15 protein-coding genes are annotated in these 15,839 nt (G+C 66.8%); 5 read left to right on the top strand and 10 right to left on the bottom strand.

Annotation, left to right across the window (positions count from 1 at the left end; all coding sequences use genetic code 11):
* The first annotated feature begins 104 nt into the window (after positions 1 to 104).
* The 5 genes from CLU95_RS27930 to CLU95_RS27910 all read left to right on the top strand — a co-directional run bounded on the left by CLU95_RS27930 (position 105) and on the right by CLU95_RS27910 (position 3,907).
* Positions 105 to 1,025, top strand: coding sequence for a LysR family transcriptional regulator (locus tag CLU95_RS27930; protein ID WP_099796599.1), 921 nt, complete (start codon positions 105 to 107; stop codon positions 1,023 to 1,025).
* 24 nt (positions 1,026 to 1,049) lie between these two features.
* On the top strand, positions 1,050 to 1,946 hold the full coding sequence (locus CLU95_RS27925; protein WP_099796598.1) for an SPFH domain-containing protein: 897 nt from the start codon (positions 1,050 to 1,052) through the stop codon (positions 1,944 to 1,946).
* 51 nt (positions 1,947 to 1,997) lie between these two features.
* On the top strand, positions 1,998 to 2,201 hold the full coding sequence (locus CLU95_RS27920) for a hypothetical protein (protein ID WP_099796597.1): 204 nt from the start codon (positions 1,998 to 2,000) through the stop codon (positions 2,199 to 2,201).
* 88 nt (positions 2,202 to 2,289) lie between these two features.
* Positions 2,290 to 3,102 carry a substrate-binding domain-containing protein gene (locus CLU95_RS27915; RefSeq protein ID WP_099796596.1) on the top strand — a complete coding sequence of 271 codons (813 nt, stop codon included), beginning with the start codon at positions 2,290 to 2,292 and terminating at the stop codon, positions 3,100 to 3,102.
* Positions 3,103 to 3,172: 70 nt separating this feature from the next.
* Entirely contained in the window at positions 3,173 to 3,907 is a 735-nt protein-coding gene (locus CLU95_RS27910; RefSeq protein ID WP_099796595.1) for a transporter substrate-binding domain-containing protein, read from the top strand.
* 286 nt (positions 3,908 to 4,193) lie between these two features.
* Here the strand turns inward: CLU95_RS27910 and CLU95_RS27905 are convergent, their stop codons facing one another.
* The 10 genes from CLU95_RS27905 to CLU95_RS27860 all read right to left on the bottom strand — a co-directional run bounded on the left by CLU95_RS27905 (position 4,194) and on the right by CLU95_RS27860 (position 15,823).
* The gene (locus CLU95_RS27905; RefSeq protein WP_099796594.1) at positions 4,194 to 4,601 is read right to left on the bottom strand and encodes a hypothetical protein; all 408 of its coding nucleotides are present in this window, start codon (positions 4,599 to 4,601) and stop codon (positions 4,194 to 4,196) included.
* Positions 4,602 to 4,693: 92 nt separating this feature from the next.
* Positions 4,694 to 6,928 carry a M1 family metallopeptidase gene (locus tag CLU95_RS27900; RefSeq protein WP_099796593.1) on the bottom strand — a complete coding sequence of 745 codons (2,235 nt, stop codon included), beginning with the start codon at positions 6,926 to 6,928 and terminating at the stop codon, positions 4,694 to 4,696.
* Positions 6,929 to 7,584: 656 nt separating this feature from the next.
* Positions 7,585 to 8,901, bottom strand: a complete 1,317-nt coding sequence (locus CLU95_RS27895) for an MFS transporter (protein ID WP_099796592.1) — start codon at positions 8,899 to 8,901, stop codon at positions 7,585 to 7,587.
* Between the two features lie 47 nt (positions 8,902 to 8,948).
* The gene (locus CLU95_RS27890) at positions 8,949 to 10,055 is read right to left on the bottom strand and encodes a porin (RefSeq protein WP_099796591.1); all 1,107 of its coding nucleotides are present in this window, start codon (positions 10,053 to 10,055) and stop codon (positions 8,949 to 8,951) included.
* Positions 10,056 to 10,269: 214 nt separating this feature from the next.
* Positions 10,270 to 11,238, bottom strand: a complete 969-nt coding sequence (locus CLU95_RS27885; protein ID WP_099796590.1) for a PDR/VanB family oxidoreductase — start codon at positions 11,236 to 11,238, stop codon at positions 10,270 to 10,272.
* A gap of 124 nt (positions 11,239 to 11,362) precedes the next feature.
* The gene (locus CLU95_RS27880; RefSeq protein ID WP_099796589.1) at positions 11,363 to 12,385 is read right to left on the bottom strand and encodes an aromatic ring-hydroxylating oxygenase subunit alpha; all 1,023 of its coding nucleotides are present in this window, start codon (positions 12,383 to 12,385) and stop codon (positions 11,363 to 11,365) included.
* Positions 12,386 to 12,396: 11 nt separating this feature from the next.
* Positions 12,397 to 12,618: a recombinase-like helix-turn-helix domain-containing protein gene (locus CLU95_RS27875; RefSeq protein ID WP_099796588.1), complete on the bottom strand. Its 222-nt coding sequence runs from the start codon at positions 12,616 to 12,618 to the stop codon at positions 12,397 to 12,399.
* Positions 12,619 to 12,652: 34 nt separating this feature from the next.
* Positions 12,653 to 13,822, bottom strand: a complete 1,170-nt coding sequence (locus tag CLU95_RS27870) for an FAD-dependent monooxygenase (protein ID WP_099796587.1) — start codon at positions 13,820 to 13,822, stop codon at positions 12,653 to 12,655.
* 28 nt (positions 13,823 to 13,850) lie between these two features.
* The gene (locus tag CLU95_RS27865; RefSeq protein ID WP_099797507.1) at positions 13,851 to 14,837 is read right to left on the bottom strand and encodes a Bug family tripartite tricarboxylate transporter substrate binding protein; all 987 of its coding nucleotides are present in this window, start codon (positions 14,835 to 14,837) and stop codon (positions 13,851 to 13,853) included.
* A 14-nt stretch (positions 14,838 to 14,851) separates the two neighbouring features.
* Positions 14,852 to 15,823 carry a VOC family protein gene (locus CLU95_RS27860; RefSeq protein ID WP_099796586.1) on the bottom strand — a complete coding sequence of 324 codons (972 nt, stop codon included), beginning with the start codon at positions 15,821 to 15,823 and terminating at the stop codon, positions 14,852 to 14,854.
* Between the last annotated feature and the right edge of the window lie 16 nt (positions 15,824 to 15,839).

Here is a 15,839-nt window from a genome sequence, read left to right as displayed (position 1 = left end):
TCATCGTTCAAGGAGTTCAGGGTGAGCGAACTCTAAGCAGCGACTCACATAACCGAAAACGATATATTTGATCGCTGAGCACCACCAATTTCGATGAATTCAGAATGATCACTGAGCTTCGCACCTTCATCGCCGTGTGCCGCCACGGCACCTTTGCCGCGGCGGGAGAGCGCATCGGCCTCACGCAGTCGGCCGTCAGCAGCCAGATCAAGCGCCTCGAGGAATCGCTGGGCTTCCCGCTCTTCGATCGCACGGGCCGCTCCGCCACCTTGAATACGGCGGGCGAGACCACGCTGGGGCGGGCGGAAGAAATCTGCGCGCTCTACGCCAAGCTCGGCGAGCTGCCCGACGACGCGGCCAACGCCGGGCTGCTGCGCATCGGCGCCATTGCGTCCGCGCAGCCGACGCTGGTGGCGCGCGCACTCGAGAAACTGCGCGCCGGCTTCCCGCTGCTGCGCGTCCACATCTCGCCCGGCGTGTCGATGCGGCTCATGGACGACCTGGACGCCGGCAACATCGATGCGGCCGTGATCATCCGGCCACCCTTCGGCATTCTTCCGGAGCTGACGTGGCAGACCCTGGTGCGCGAGCCCTATGTGCTCATTGCTCCCGCGAACGTGCCGGGCAGGAACTGGCGCACCCTGCTGCGCGAACAGCCGTTCCTGCGCTACGACCGCGCGTCGTTCGGCGGGCGCATGGTCGAACGGTTCCTGCGGCGCGAAGACATCGCGGTGAGCGACGCCATCGAGGTCGACGAAATCTCCGGGCTCATCCACCTGGCCTCGAAAGGCCTGGGCGTCGCGCTCGTGCCGTGGGTCGAGGCCCACCTTCCGCTGCCGCCGGGCGTGCGCATGCTGTCGCTGGGCGAGTCCACGTTCCATCGCGAGGTCGGGCTGCTGCAGCGCAAGCCGCGGGCCAGCCCGCCCCTCGTCGCGCAGTTTGCGCAGTGCCTGCGCGAAGCGGCCGAACCGGCGAAGGCAGGCCGAAAGAAAGTCTTGACGACCTCCAAAAAGATATTAAAGTGATATCACTTTCAACAGGAGGCCTTCATGCACGAGCAGACCCCGTCCATCCCCCGCCAGGTTCGCAGGGAGCGGCCCTATCGGTCCGTCAACGGATACGGCATCGTCGCCGTGGCGCTGCTGATCCTTGCGGTCGGCGCCTGGGTGCTCGTGCGGCGGATGATGCCGCTGCCCCTGAGCATCTTGCTGATCGTCGTCGGCGTCACGCTGCTGCCGGGGCTGTACATGCTCAAGCCCAACGAGGGCATCATCCTCACGCTCTTCGGCAAGTACCAGGGCACCGACCGCAGCGAGGGCCTGCGCTGGACCAACCCGTTCCAGTCGGGCCAGAAGATCTCGCTGCGCGCGCGCAACCTCAACACGCCGCCGCTGAAGGTGAACGACAAGCGCGGCAACCCGGTGGAGATCGGCGCGGCCGTGGTCTGGCGCGTGCACGACACGGCGCAGGCCGTGTTCGAGATCGACGACTACAACAAGTTCGTCGCCATCCAGTCTGAAGCCGCGATTCGCCACCTGGCCACGCTCTACGCGTACGACAGCGGCGACGATCTGCAAAGCGACGAGGTCACGCTGCGCGCCGGGCTCGACGTGGTGGCTGATGCGCTCAAGGCCGAGCTGAACCAGCGCTTTGCCAGCGCGGGTGTCGAGGTGCTCGATGCCAAGCTCACGCACCTGGCCTACGCGCCGGAAATTGCCCAGGTGATGCTGCGGCGCCAGCAGGCGGTGGCCATCGTGAGCGCGCGGCACCAGATCGTGGCGGGCGCGGTCGGCATGGTCGAGGCGGCCCTCAAGGGCCTGTCGGAACGCAACCTCGTCGTGCTCGACGACGAGCGCAAGGCCTCGATGGTGTCGAACCTGCTGGTGGTACTGTGCTCGGACCGCGAAACCCAGCCCGTGGTCAACACGGGCACGCTCTACACCTGATGCATCCACGGCACCTCCCTGCTGCCGCCGCCACGTTTTCCTCTGATTCTGATGGCCAGTCCCGGTAAGAAGTCCTATCCGCTGCGCATCGATCCGGCCCTGTGGGCCGAGATCGAGCGGCTGGCGGCCCAGGAGTTGCGCAGCGCGAACGCGCAGGTCGAGTTCCTGCTGCGCGAAGGGCTTGCGAAGCGGGGGCGGCTGCCGGCTGCCGATGCGCCCGCCAAGGACGCAGCCCCGCCCAAGCCGCCGCGCTAGGCTGGTAGTAACCCCGAATTTCCTGAAGGCCGATTGACAGCCTCGGCCTCTACGATGGGACGGCACCCTTCATCAGGAGACACACGCCGTGACCACCTTTGCCCTCCGTTCCGCCCTGACCCGCCGCGCCGCCCTGGCGCTGGCCGCCTCCTTCGCCCTCGCCGGTTGCGTCAGCACCCCACCCGCCGCCACCGGCGACATCCACGTCATGACCTCCGGCGGCTTCACCGCCGCCTACAACGAGCTGCGCCCCGGCTTCGAGCGCAGCAGTGGCCGCAGCGTGAAGACGGCCTACGGCGCGTCGATGGGCGCCGCCAGCGATTCGATTCCCAGCCGCCTGGGCCGCAACGAACCGGCCGACGTCGTGATCCTCGCGCGCCCCGCGCTCGATGCGCTGGTGGCGCAGGGCCAGGTGGTGGCGGGCAGCCAGGTCGACCTGGTGCGTTCGTCGATCGGCTTTGCGGTGCGCAAGGGCGCGCCCAAGCCGGACATCGGCACGGTCGATGCGCTCAAGCGCACGCTGCTCGCGGCACCGTCGATTGCCTACTCGGCGAGCGCGAGCGGCACCTACTACGAAACCGAGCTGCTCAAGAAGCTGGGCATCGAAGACCTGGTGAAGCCCAAGAGCAAACGCATCCTCAGCGAGCGCGTGGGCACAGTCGTGGCGCGCGGCGATGCGGCGCTGGGCCTGCAACAAGTGAGCGAGCTGCTGCCCATCGAAGGCATCGACTACATCGGCCCGCTGCCCGCCGAGGTGCAGCGCGTGACGGTGTTCTCGGCCGGCGTTGCCACAGCATCGAAGCAGCCCGAGGCGGCGCGGCAGCTGATTCGCTATCTCAACGCGCCGGCCGCGGCGCCGACGATTGCGAAGACGGGGCTGGAGCCGCTCTCCGCGCGCTGAAGCAGCGGCCTCACGGCCCGTAAACTGGCGGCCTTCATCCCCTCCTTCCTCTTTCCGACGAACGGACGCCATGACCACATCGCCCTCTTCCGCCCTCGTGACCGCCTTCGCCCCCAGCGGCACGCTGCGCGCCTCGATCAACCTCGGCAACCCGATCCTTGCCAACAAGGACGCCGCCACGGGCGAGCCTGTCGGCGTGTCGATCGACCTCGCTCGCGAGTTCGCGCGGCGCGTTGGCGTGGGCATCGAGCTGGTGGTGTTCGAGAAGGCCGCGGCTTCGGTGGACGCGGTGAAGAACGAGAAGGCCGACATCGGCTTCTTCGCGGTCGACCCCGCGCGCAGCGAAGGGCTGCGCTTCACGGCGCCTTATGTGCTGATCGAAGGCAGCTACCTCGTGTCTGAATCGTCGGCGCTGACCGACAACGCGCAGGTCGATGCCGAAGGCCATCGCATCTCGGTCGGCTCTGGGAGCGCCTACGATTTGTTTCTCACACGCGAGATCAAGGCGGCGGAGATCGTGCGCCTTCAGGGTGCGGGGCCTGCGCTCGCTGCATTGCGGGCGGGCGAGGTCGAGGTGGCGGCGGGCATTCGCCAGCTGCTCGAAGGCGAGGCTGCCCGTGCGCCGGGCGTGCGTGTGCTGCCGGGGCGCTTCATGGTGATCCAGCAAGCCATGGGCACGCCGGCCAGTCGGGGGCCCGAGGCGCAGGCGCTGCTTGCTGCCTTCGTCGAGGAGATGAAGGCTTCTGGCTTTGTGGCCGATGCGTTGAAGCGCCATCGCATCGAAGGCGCGATCGTTGCGCCTTAGCCAGGTCCTCTCGTTCGGGGCGCGTGCACAGGACACCGGGTACTCCCCTCCGCGAATGTCCCCCGGGCTTCGCCCTCCTCCTTGATTTCGCTGCGAGGAGCACCCAGTGCCCTGCGCACCTGGGCACGCTCTGCGCTTGCGACCGATCAACGACCGCAGCCGACAACGATCGTGCGGATGGGGTGCCTTGCGCAGCGAAATCAAGGGGGAGCCCGAAGGGCGGAGGACATTCGCGGAGCGAGGTGCCCCGTCGGCACGATCGCGCCCTGAACAGCAGCGGCACGAATCACAACTTGTGCGCCTCCACAGGCCCCTGCGAATAAAACAGGAAGTACCCCGTCTGCGTCTTGAAGCCGTTCTTCTGCCACCCGGGCGGCACCTTGAAGATGCCGAGCTGGTCGCTCGAGATGCCGACGAAGGACGTGTTCTCCGTGTCGGTGGTGATGCGGCTCCAGCGCTCGCGTGACACAGGCTGCATCTGCATCTTGGGTTCGCTCCATTCGGGCGTACGCACCTTGTCGCGCATGACGTAGCGGTCGCCGTCTCGCTCGATCTTGACGACCTCCTTGAGCACGCCGTTGCGTTCGACGGCGTAGACACCGACCAGTTCGGTCTCGGGCCCGCCGCGTGCGCCGCAGGCCGAGAGCAGTGCCACGCAGGCCACTGCCAGCAAAGAATTCAGAAGTGTTTTCATGGGATTCGAATGAGGTGACGCATGCGCCGCCAGGCACGCCCGGCGACGCATGCGGGGTTCACGAAAGAAGGCTCAGTTCAACTCAGCCCGACTCAACGCTTCTGGTTCTCGCGCAGCGGCAGCTTGCCCTGGAAGCGCAGTGCGTGCGGGTACTCTTCCTTGCCCCCCGCATCCACCGCCGCCATCTTCTGCTGGCTCAGCTGCGTCTTGGCGAGCAGCGGTGCCGGCAGATTGAGCACGCCCTTGATCTGGTCGTACTGCGCCTGCGTGATGCGCCCCACGCCCAGCAGGCGGAAGGCATCGCGCTCGATGTTCAGCAGCAAGGGCTTGTTGCCCGCGAAGTTCTGCACCTTGGCCAGCAGGTTGCTCCACGACGGCGCGCTGTAGTTGCTCACGTAGTAGTCCTGCCCCGTCGGCCCGGCGAGCACCGCGGTGCAGCCCGGCAGCTCGACCTGCGTGGCGTTGTTCGACATCACGAAGGTCTCGCGCTTGTCCATTGCGTCACCGTACGCCAGCGTGACGGGAATGGTCCACGTCGAGGCCGGGAACTGGTTCTGGTTGGGGAACGACTCCTGCGTGATGTTGACGTAAGTGCGGTCGCCGGCGCATTGCGCATCGACCGTGAGCAGCGGCACGCCCGTCTGGCGGATGAGGCTGTCGCCGATGTCGGCGACCTTCTTGTTCGTGGCCTTTTCCAGCGAGGTCCACAAGCGCGTGGGCGTGACGTTGCCGTACGCATAGTCCTTCAGATAGATCTGCAGGCCCTTCTGCATCGCCTCTTCGCCGATGTAGTTCTGGATCGTCTCCAGCACGTGGCTGCCCTTGTTGTAGACAAAGATCGACGGGCTGATGAAGCCGAACGATCCCGCGTCGTTCAGGTTGCGCTGCACCGGCACGGCCGAGGGCTTCAGGTCGGCCACGATCACGTTGTGCTTGTCGAGCACGTAGTCGGAGAAGCTGTAGTACTCGGGGTGGAACTTGATCGTGGTGCGCCGTTCGAACCAGCGCGCAAACGACTCGTTGAGCCACACGTTGTCCCACCAGTCGAGCGTGACCAGGTCGCCGAACCACTGGTGCGCCACCTCGTGCGTGACCACGGTCACCGAATACAGCGAAGGCTTGTCGCCGGGCTTGGTGAGCACCGCATCGGCAAACTCGAAGATCGCGCCCCAGTTCTCCATGCCGCCGAAGCCGGTGTTGGGCTTGTTGTCGTAGCTGTCGTTGGCGGCCACGGTGTCGAACTTCTTGAAGGGCAACGGGATGCCGGTGTACTTGTAGTAGTAGTCCATCGACACCTTGGTCCACTCCATCGCGAACTTGGCCCAGTCGGAGCGGCCCGGCGGCGTGAACCAGCGCAGCGCCATGTCGCTGCCGTCGAGCGGGTTCTTGAATTTGTCGGCCAGGATGTCGAACTTGCCGCCGCCGAAGAAGGCCAGGTACATCGGCATCGAGGGTGTCTTCTCGAAGGCCACGCGCTGGTAGCCGTCGGGCAGTTTCACGGCCTCGGTCTGTGCACCGTTCGACACGGTCTTCCAGTCGCCCGGCACCTCGGCCGAAATCTCGAAGGTGTGGCGGAAGGCCGGCTCATCCCAGCCGGGGAACCACTGGCGTGCGAAGTTGGTTTCGCCCTGCGTCACGATGGCATCGCTGCTCACGCCCTCGGGCGTGGAGAGGCCCACCTTGAAGATGCCCGACGCGGCCGAGCACAGCGGGTTCTTCGCCAGCACGTCGGGCGTGCAGTACTCGGCATCGGAGAACTGGATCTTGCCGTCCCACTCCATGTGCAGCAAGTACTTGCCCTTGGCGATCTGGCCGTCGTTCAGGCGCAGTTGCACGAAGTCGCCGCGCGTCTGCGGCGTGGGAATCAGCGGGATCGCTTCGCCCGGCTTGGACACCTTGCGCAGCGTGGTGCGCCCGCGCGCAAAGTTGAGGTCGTGCGCGGCGACGACGATGGCATCGACCGGCTCGCGCACATCGATCTCCACATCGGCGCGGCCCACGAAGGTCTTGAGCGCCGCATCGGGGCGGAACCACAGCTTGTAGTTCACGGGCCAGACGGTGTCGGGCAACTCCATCGGCCGGGCCGAACGATCGACCGCAGCCACTGCCGATTCGGGTGCGGCGGGCACGCCGTCGTCGGGCGTCTTCTTGGTGGTGTCGCCGCTGTCGGCCGCGGGCGCCGTGGCCAGCGATGGTGCGTTCAGGCCGGAGCCGCCGAAGGATGCGCCACCGCCGCTGTCTCCGCCGCCGCCGCAGGCCGTCAGTGCAGCGAGGGTCACGGCCGTGAGGGCCAGACGATGAACGACAGGTGTATTCAGTGATTTCATGATCGCCTCTGGGTACTCTTGGTAAGGAACATGCGCCGCACCGCAGGCACCGGCGGATAGCCGGTGATGCACGTGACGCGCGCGGGATGAGTGGAACGACAGATCAACAGGAAATGCGGGCAGCACAACGCCCTCCCGGCGAACAACCAGTTCGTCAGGAACGCAGGCTCAGGCCGGACCGCACCGCGTGTGCAGCGGTGGTCCCAGGATGCGCGGGGCGAGCGGCGCCATTCCCGTCAAGACGCGGGGGTGTGGGGGGAGCGTGTGAACGCGGTGGGGTGTCGCGGGCCGGGCTCAGTGCCCGTGCATCGACGCGATGCGTTCACCCGTCAGGTGAACGGCCGGGGCCATGGCGAAAGCGATGGCGACGGCAAGACTGGCTGCGGCTCTTGTGGTTGATTTCACGCGCATTCCCTCGTCCGTTGAAGTGCTCGCAGTTGTAGCTGATCGATGCAATGAGCTCAACGATTCGCGGAACTTTTCTCTCTCCAATTGTTCGCGCGCGATAGGCCGAATGGCGTCATGGCACGCGACGCGTGCCATGCAATACGAAGATGGTTCTGCGGCCGAAACACCTGCTCACGCAGATGACAAAAACGAAGGCCGTTCACTGTGACGAAGCGGCCACAGTACGAAGGTTCAAGCCGCGGCGAACGCTACGAAAGCTGTGAACCAGAGACTGCAGCGGTGCGTTGCGCGCGCTCGCGCCACCACAGCAAAAAGCCGCACGCGAACACGACGACCTGTGTGCCGATGAGCAGCGCAAAGCCCGCGAAGAAACCTGCCGCGGACGAGGCCGCTGTCACCGTTGTGTGTGCTGCACCGCCACTGTGCGACACCGCGGTGATCACACCACCCATCAGTGCCGGCATGAAGCCCGCCACGAGGCTTCCCACGCCATTGGTCACGCCGAAGGCGCTGGCCGTGTGCTCGGGCCGCGCGCAGTGCTGCACGGTGCTCGGAATGGCCGGGCTCTGCAGGCCCCAGAAGAAGTTGGCCGCCACGAGGCAGGTCGCGGCCATGTACGGGTCGCGCGCATTGATGGCCAGCAGCACCGACAGTGCCACGCCCGCGCTCGCGCCCATGAAGATGAAGGGCACGCGGTCACGCCCGAGCTTGTCGATGAGCACACCGCCCGTGAACACCGCGAGCACGGTGGCGTACTGCGGCAGCGAGGCGATCCAGCCCATCTCGCGCAGCGAGAAGCCGCGCGCTTCGCGCAGGTAGGTCGGCAGCCAGTTGCTGCTGCCCCAGAGGTAGGCCAGCGCCGCCGACGTGAGCAGCGTGATGAGGAACAGGTGCCGCGTGTGCAGCGCGCCTTTCACGATGCCCGCCACGCGCGACATCGCATCGCCGAACGACGAGGGCTTGATGCCGTCGCCGTGCCCTGCGGGCATGCGCACGAAGGCCAGCACCAGCGGAATGCCCAGCACGATGTTGAGCACGCCGAGCACATGGAACGAGCTGTCCCAATCGAACTGCGTGAGCAGGTAGCCCACCAGCGGATAACCCACCGCTAGGCCCAGGCCCGTGCCCATGTTCACCAGCGCGTTGGGCTTGCCGTTCTCGTCGCTCTTGAAGTGCGCCTTGATGTACGACGAGGCCAGCGAGAACAGCGGCCCTTCCGACACGCCCAGCAGCACGCGCGAGGCCAGCAGCAGGCCGTAGCTGTGGAACATCGGCGAGGCCCAGGTCACCACGCCCCACAGGACGAGGCCGTAGATCAGGCTGCGCCGCACGCCGAACAGCGCCGAGCAGAACGGCGTGAGCACGAAGGCCGACACGCCGTAGCCGAGCATGAAGGCCGTGGCCAGCAGGCCCTGGCTCACGCGGTCGGAGGCGTCGATGCCCACGTGTTTCAGAAAGGCCGCATCGGTGATGAGCACCGCGATGTTGATGCGGTCCACGTAAGAGATCGCCACGATCACGAACAGCGTGATCACGCCGTACCAACGGAAGTTCTTGCTCTGCATGACCGGTGCTCTCTCTTGCTGGGGTGGTGCGCGCTATGTTGCCGCGCCTAGAACATGTGCCGCATGCCGAACTCGACGCCGCTGGAGGCGCGGTTGGGCATGGTGATGGCGCCGGCCAACGCCTGCGTGGCGCCGTTCTTGTTGCTGATGCGGGCGATCGTTCCGTACACCGCCGTGCGCTTCGAAAGGTTGTGCACGTAGCCGATGGCCAGCTTCGACGTCGTGGGCTCACGCACCGCATTGAGCGGCTCCAGCTTGTAGCGCGCGTACGAGGCCTTGATCTCGCCCGGACCGATGGGCAGCTGGAAGCCGACCAGCACGCCCTTGGCATCGGTGCTGCCCTTCGACTCCTTGTACAGCTCGCTCGTGAGCTTGAGGTTCATGAGCGAGGGGCCGAAGGTGTAGGCCGCGCCGAGGTTGGTCACGCGCAGGTCGCCGCTCGCATAACGCGTGCGGCCGGTGGCAATCGCCACGTTGAGGCCGCCGCTCTGGTAGCCGAAGCGCGCGCCCGTGTGCTGGCCGTCGCGCTTGTTCGACACCTGCGTGCCGGGCAGCACCGAGGTCGAGTCGTTCTCGCCCATTGCGTACATCACCTGGCCGTAGAAGCCGCCCAGGTTGGCCGGCAGGAAGTAGCCGATGCTGTTCGAGGCGCGCGTGCCGGTGGGGGCCACGAGACCGCCCAGGCCCGAGAAGTAGATCTGGTTGGCGCCGATGCCGCCGCCGGTGCCGAAGGGGTCGAAGATCGCGGTGTTCCAGAAGGCGGGCACGTAGTCGCGGCCCAGGCGCACTTCACCGAAGGGGCCGGCCAGGCTGACGGTCGAGCGGCGGTTGAAGCTCATCACGCCGGGCGTGCCGTTGCCGCTGGCCTGGTTGTTCGAGTTCGACGGAAAGCCAGTGCCGCTGTCGTTCTGCAGGCCCATCTCGAGCCAGAAGCTGGCCGAGAGCCCGCCGCCGAGGTCTTCGGTGCCGCGGAAACCGAGGCGGCTGAACATGTTGCCGCTGTTGCCCAGCTGCGTCTTGTGGGCCGATCCGTCGCCGCTGCCGCGCGTGTAGATCACGGAGGCATCGACCACGCCGAACAGCGTCACGGAAGATTGGGCCAGCGCTCCGCCAGCCGCGGTGGCCGCAGCCATCGCGATCAAGTACTTTTTCATTGAATGTCTCGGTTGGTTTTTCTCTCGGCCGTCTTGTGGGGTGTGGCCTTGGTCAGAAGGTATGAATGAATCCGACGTGCCCGAGCAGCCCGCCCAGGCGCGCCCAATCAAGGCGCAAAGCGCAGCCATAGCTCGGGCTATGGCGAGCATTTGCAACGCAGAGTGGGTGTGTCTGGGCGGGATGAGCGGGCATGGTGGGTTCTTTCATACCTTCTTAGATGTCCAGCACCAGCCGCTCGCCCTTGCAGCGAGAGACGCAGATCATCATGGTTTTGTTGGACGCACGTTCGATCTTGGTGAGGATGCCGTCGTGGTGATCGACTTCGCCCTCGAGCACCGCTGTTTCGCAGGCGCCGCAGACGCCTTCCTTGCAGCTGTGGTCGGGGGTGAGGCCAGCGTCGATCAGGCTGTCGAGAATCGATTTGCCCGGAGGCACCTCGACGCTCTTGCCGCTCTTGGCGCACTGCACCACGCAGGTCTGTGTGGCGCTGGGCGCCTCCACATGCACGGCGGCGAAGCGCTCGATGTGTGCGTTGGCGTAGCCCAGTTGCTCGCAGCTCTTTTCAAAAGCGTCGAGCATCGGCGTGGGGCCGCAGCAGTAGTAATGGCTGGTGGCGCCCTTGCCGCCCAGCAACGCCGCGAGGTCGGGCGGTGCGCCCTTCTCGTCATCGAAGTGCCAGGTGAGCTGCACCGATTTTTCGGTGGCCAGCGCTTCGATGGCGTCGCAGAAGGCGGCCTCTTTGCGGGTGCGCGCGCAGTAGACGATTTCGACCGGCTTGCCGATGGCAATGAGCCGCTGCAGCATGCACCAGATGGGCGTCACGCCGATGCCCCCGGCCACGAGCACCGAGCGTTCGGCGCCCTCTTCCAGCTTGAAGTTGTTGCGCGGTGCCGAGATGGGCAGCGTCATGCCCACGCGCAGCTGCTGGTGCACGTAGCGCGAACCGCCGCGGCTCTTGCGGTCGTTGAGCACGCCCACCACGTAGCGCTGGCGGTCGCTCGACGGGTTGCACAGCGAGTAGCTGCGCACCAGCCCGTTGGGCAGGTGCAGGTCGATGTGGGAGCCGGCCTCGAAGGCGGGAAAGTCCACCGCCGGCGTGGCCGGCCGGAACTCGACGCTGACGATGCCTTCGGCCTCGTAGCGCATGGTGTGCACGAGGGCGTTCAGCGTGGGAGAAGACATTGGTAACTACCTCTTCAAAGACCCGGATTCATTCCAGAAACACCGCGGAACCGGCTTTGCCGGGCCGCTGGTGTTGCCCCCTGCAAGGGGGTTGGAGGCCACACGAAGTGGGCAAGCCTGGGGGTTAGCCAATTTGTGCCTGCGCGAGGTTGCGCATGTGGCGGCGCAGGCGGACGATGCCCAGGTCGTGCTGGTACAGGTTCTCGTGCTGGTTGGCGTCGGCTTCCATCTCTTCGAGCATCACGCGGTCTTGTTCCAGCACGTGCCAGTGGCGCGCCTCGAGGCGGTTCTTGTAAAGGAAGCGCCAGGTGTCGCGCTCCCAGCCCGGCGACAGCTTGCGCGCGCGCCAGAAGAAGGTGGCGGTCATGCCGTTGGCCATGGGCGAGAAGGCGCCGATGATGATGAAGTTGCCGCCGGGGCCGCCGGTCTTCGGGTACGGAATTTCCAGGCGCATCCAGTGGATGCCGGTGTCGGCCCACTCGGTCCAGTCGAAGTTGACGTTGCGCTGGCCTTCCTTCTCGAACACGAAGCCGATGTCGGTCGGGCGAACGCCGAACTTGGCGCTCGAGTCGCCCTCGGCCATCGAGTGCGACTGCTTGTGCAGGTACGTGCCGTGCATCGGGTCCATCACGTTGTCCAGCACGTAGCGGTAGTCGCCCTTCCACTCCGTGTAGCAAAGGAAGTTGGAATACTCCGCTTCGTCGGTCAGCTGCTCGGGCAGCACCAGCGGCGGCGGCACATCGACCGGCTCCTTCGAGTTGTAGAGAAACACGGCGCCCGCGCGCTCCTGCACGTGGAAGTGGCGCGTGGCGCGCGAGCCTTCGAGCTTGCAGCCCGGGCTGCCGGGCACGCGCGTGACCACGCCGTCGTGGCGCACTTCGACGCCGTGGTACGGGCACGAGAGGCGGTCACCCAGGATCACGCCTTGCGACAGCGGCGCGCCGCGGTGCGGGCAGCGGTCTTCCAGCGCGTGCAGCACGCCTTCGCTGTCGCGCCACAGCGCAATCTTGCGGCCGAGGCGGCGCAGGGAGATCGGGTTCTCCTTGACGAAGTGCGAGGGGCAGATCGGGTACCAGAGGTCTTTCAGGCCGATCTCGAGCAGGTGGTCGACCGGATCGGCGGGAACGGGGGTGATGGCGATGGTCATGGTGGTTCTCCTCAGGCGGCCAGCGTGGCCATTTCCTTGCGGTACAGCGCCTCGGTCCATGCGAGGCCGCCCGGCGTGGCCAGGCCGCTGTCGTTCAGGCGCTGCACGAGGCCCGGCAGGTCATGGATGCCGTCGCCATAGGCGCGTTCGATCACGTCGCCCAGCAGGTCTTCGTAGGTGGTCGCGGGGCGCTGGCGCGCCTGGTGCGGTTGGAGAAAGCGGTCTTGTTGCATCGTGAGCCTCCGTGGAGCGAGGGAGAAAAAGGGGTCAGGCAGTAGCGGCGACAGCGCCTTGCGCCGGCACGCCCAGCGGCACGGCCCAAGCGTCGTAGGCGTACACCCAGTCGGCATTGCCGCCTTCGCGCAGCCAGTTGTTGCCGCGCGAGCCAAGCTGCACCTGGCTGGCGCGCTCGATGCGGGCCGTCTGGTAAGCCTGCAGCGCATCGGGAATGTCGGCCATCGCCACGCCGTCGAGGTGGCGCGACAGCACCACGGCGTCTTCGATGGCCATGCCGGCGCCCTGCGCCATGAAGGGCAGCATCGGGTGCGCGGCATCGCCCAGCAGCGCCAGGCGGCCCTGCGCCCAGGCGGGCATGGGCTCGCGCTCGTACAGCGCGGTCTTCAGCACCGTGTCGCAGGCGTCGAGCAGCGCGCGCGCCTCGGGGTGGTAGGCCACGTACTGCTCGCGCAGCTCGTCGACGCTGCCCGGCGCGGTCCACGATTCGAGGTGCCAGGTGTCCTGCGGCGTGGTGGCGAAGATGAAGGTGTCCTTGCCGCGGTTCAGCGGGAACGTGACGATCTGGCTCTGCGGGTTCGGGCCCCACCACTTGGTGAAGGCGCCCAGGTTGGGCACGCCGGCCACGCGCTCGGCGGGCACCACGGCGCGGTAGGCGACGATGCCCGTGAAGCGCGGGCTCTCGGCGCCGAACATCGCGGTGCGCACGCCCGAGTGGATGCCATCGGCACCAAGGAGCACGCCCACGCGGGCGCTGGTGCCGTCGCTGAACGACAGGGTCACGCCCTGGTCGTCGGCCGCGATGCTCTCGGCGCGCTTGCCGAGCGCCACGCGCTCGGCGGGGAACATGTCGGCCAGCGCAGCCAGCAGGTCGGCGCGGTGGATGGTGAGCTGCGGCGCGCCGTAGCGCTGTTCGGCCGAGTCGGCCATTTCGAGGCGCGAGGTTTCTTCGCCGCTGTCGTAGGTGCGGCTGATGCGGTGCGACGGGCGCGCCGCCGTCACGCGGGCCGCTTCGCCCACGCCCAGGCCGTCGAGTGCGCGCACGGCGTTCGGCGTGAGGTTGATGTCGGCGCCGACGCGGGCGAACTGCCTGGCCTGTTCGAACACGACCACGTCGTGCCCGGCGCGGCGCAGTGCGATGGCGGCGACCAGGCCGCCGATGCCGGCTCCGACGATGCCGATGGTGGATTCGTTTGTCTGCATGCTGTCTCTCTTTGTTCTTGCGTGCGGCTCACTCGGCCACGATGTTGCGGGCCTTGATGATCCGGGCCCAGACGGCCGTCTCATCGCGGATGTGGGTGGCGAACTCGGCGGGCTTCATGGCCGCGTCGGTCATGCCTTGCGCCTTCAGGCGTTCGCGCACATCGGGCTGGGCCAGCATCTCGGCCGCGTCTTTCGCGAGCTGCTCGACCACGGCGGGTGGCGTGCCCTTGGGGGCCAGCAGGCCATACCACGAGGTCACGGCCACGCCCTGGATGCCCTGCTCCGCCAGCGTGGGAATGTCGGGTGCGGCGGGGCTGCGCTTGGCTTCGGTCACGCCCAGCGCGATGAGCTTGCCGTTCTTGATGAAGGGCATCGTCGCGGGCAGGTTGCTGAACATCAGCGGCACCGAGCCGCCGAGCACGTCGTTGAGCGCGGGCGCCGTGCCCTTGTAGGGCACGTGCAGCAGGTCGATGCCGGCCTGCTGCTTGAACAGCTCGCCCGCCAGGTGCAGGCCGCTGCCCACGCCCGGCGAGGCATACGACAGCGTGTTGGGCTTGGCCTTGGCCATGGCCACCAGCTCCTTCGCGCTCTTGATGCCCGAGGCCGGCGACGCCACCAGCACGTTGGGCGCCTTGGCGAGCATGGTGACGGGCACGAAGTCTTTCTCGATGTTGAACGGGAAGTTCGGCATCAGCGTCGGGTTGATCGTGAGGTTGCCAGCCGGCACCACGAGCAGCGTGTGGCCGTCGCCCTTGGCGCGCTTGACCTTGTCGATGCCGATGTTGCCGGCCGCGCCCACGAGGTTTTCGACCACGGCCGCCTGACCGTAGCGCTTGGCCAGGCCGTCGGACAGCACGCGGGCCAGCGTGTCCACCGGGCCGCCGGGCGGGAACGGCGAGACGATGGTGAAGCGATCGCTCGACAGCTGCTTGTGCACGTCGCTCTGTGCGTGCGCGGGCAAGGCGATGGCCAGCGCGGCGGCAGCCATCAGGGAGAAAGAAAAACGTCGTTGCATGAGGTTCACCGGGTTCACTTTTTCTCGGTCAGGAAAGCACCTTTCGGGCCTTCCGCGTTCTTCTGGCGGCGCGTGTGGCCGTCGAGGCCGCCATCGACCGCCCATTCGGCGAACACGGTCGGGCCGGGTTCGAACTCGCGCGGCTGCCAGTCGGCAGTCAGTTGGTCTTCGTCGGCGTAGTACTCGATGAGGCCGCCGGCCGGGTTCTTGAAGTACCAGAAGTACGCGGACGACACCGGGTGGCGGCCCGGGCCCAGTTGCGTGTCCCAGCCGCAGCGCGAGAAATGCAGGCCGCCGCCGAACACTTCGTGGATGTCGCGCACGGTGAAGGCCACGTGGTTGAGCCCGCGCTTGCCCGAAGGAATCTGCAGCAGGAACAGGTCGTGGTGGCCGCCCTCGGGTGCGCAGCGCATGAAGGCACCGCGGTTCGGATAGCCGTCGGACGACACGAAGCCGAAGCGCTGCGCGTAGAACGCGCTCGTGCCCTTCACGTCGCTCACGAAGAACACGACATGGCCCACCTCGATCGGCGTGGCGCGTTCGTAGATGGGCGCGGGCTGGTTCACGCGCGGCTTGGCGTTCCAGGTGTTCATGGCGCCGCAGTCGACCTCGACCGCGCGCTTGCGGCTCACCTGCAGGCGCACGGCCAGGCCGTTGGGGTCGGTGCAGCCGATGCGGCGTGCGCCGTCGACCGTGGTGTCGACGAAGGCCGGGTCTTGCGCGATGGCGGCGGCGTAGCGGTCCAGGTCGGCGTCGCTTTCCACGCCCCACACCACTTCGCGCAGCGTCGGGCCCTCTTCCATCGCGGGCGGCAGGTTCGCGTTGCCCAACGCCGCAACGACCACTTTGCAGCCGTTGAGGCACTCGAAGACGAGTTCGTCGGCGGCTTCGGACACGAGTGAAAGGCCCCAGTCCTGGAAGAACTGGCGGCAGGCGGGCAGGTCGTCCGCGCCGTAAGTGATCTGGTCGATGCCAAGTACGCTCATGATTTTTCGCTCTCGT

Origin of the sequence: Variovorax sp. 54 (assembly GCF_002754375.1) — a bacterium.
Classification (GTDB): Bacteria; Pseudomonadota; Gammaproteobacteria; order Burkholderiales; family Burkholderiaceae_C; genus Variovorax.
Note: the sequence above shows the minus strand (reverse complement) of the source record. Positions and strands in the feature narration are given on the sequence as shown.

What these genes read in the sequence shown, in the direction of transcription:
- CLU95_RS27930 (WP_099796599.1), top strand. Translation starts at nt 105, where the DNA reads ATGATCACTGAGCTTCGCACCTTCATCGCCGTGTGCCGCCACGGCACC.
- CLU95_RS27925 (WP_099796598.1), top strand. Translation starts at nt 1,050, where the DNA reads ATGCACGAGCAGACCCCGTCCATCCCCCGCCAGGTTCGCAGGGAGCGG.
- CLU95_RS27920 (WP_099796597.1), top strand. Translation starts at nt 1,998, where the DNA reads ATGGCCAGTCCCGGTAAGAAGTCCTATCCGCTGCGCATCGATCCGGCC.
- CLU95_RS27910 (WP_099796595.1), top strand. Translation starts at nt 3,173, where the DNA reads ATGACCACATCGCCCTCTTCCGCCCTCGTGACCGCCTTCGCCCCCAGC.
- CLU95_RS27905 (WP_099796594.1), bottom strand. Translation starts at nt 4,601, where the DNA reads ATGAAAACACTTCTGAATTCTTTGCTGGCAGTGGCCTGCGTGGCACTG.
- CLU95_RS27900 (WP_099796593.1), bottom strand. Translation starts at nt 6,928, where the DNA reads ATGAAATCACTGAATACACCTGTCGTTCATCGTCTGGCCCTCACGGCC.
- CLU95_RS27895 (WP_099796592.1), bottom strand. Translation starts at nt 8,901, where the DNA reads ATGCAGAGCAAGAACTTCCGTTGGTACGGCGTGATCACGCTGTTCGTG.
- CLU95_RS27890 (WP_099796591.1), bottom strand. Translation starts at nt 10,055, where the DNA reads ATGAAAAAGTACTTGATCGCGATGGCTGCGGCCACCGCGGCTGGCGGA.
- CLU95_RS27885 (WP_099796590.1), bottom strand. Translation starts at nt 11,238, where the DNA reads ATGTCTTCTCCCACGCTGAACGCCCTCGTGCACACCATGCGCTACGAG.
- CLU95_RS27880 (WP_099796589.1), bottom strand. Translation starts at nt 12,385, where the DNA reads ATGACCATCGCCATCACCCCCGTTCCCGCCGATCCGGTCGACCACCTG.
- CLU95_RS27875 (WP_099796588.1), bottom strand. Translation starts at nt 12,618, where the DNA reads ATGCAACAAGACCGCTTTCTCCAACCGCACCAGGCGCGCCAGCGCCCC.
- CLU95_RS27870 (WP_099796587.1), bottom strand. Translation starts at nt 13,822, where the DNA reads ATGCAGACAAACGAATCCACCATCGGCATCGTCGGAGCCGGCATCGGC.
- CLU95_RS27865 (WP_099797507.1), bottom strand. Translation starts at nt 14,837, where the DNA reads ATGCAACGACGTTTTTCTTTCTCCCTGATGGCTGCCGCCGCGCTGGCC.
- CLU95_RS27860 (WP_099796586.1), bottom strand. Translation starts at nt 15,823, where the DNA reads ATGAGCGTACTTGGCATCGACCAGATCACTTACGGCGCGGACGACCTG.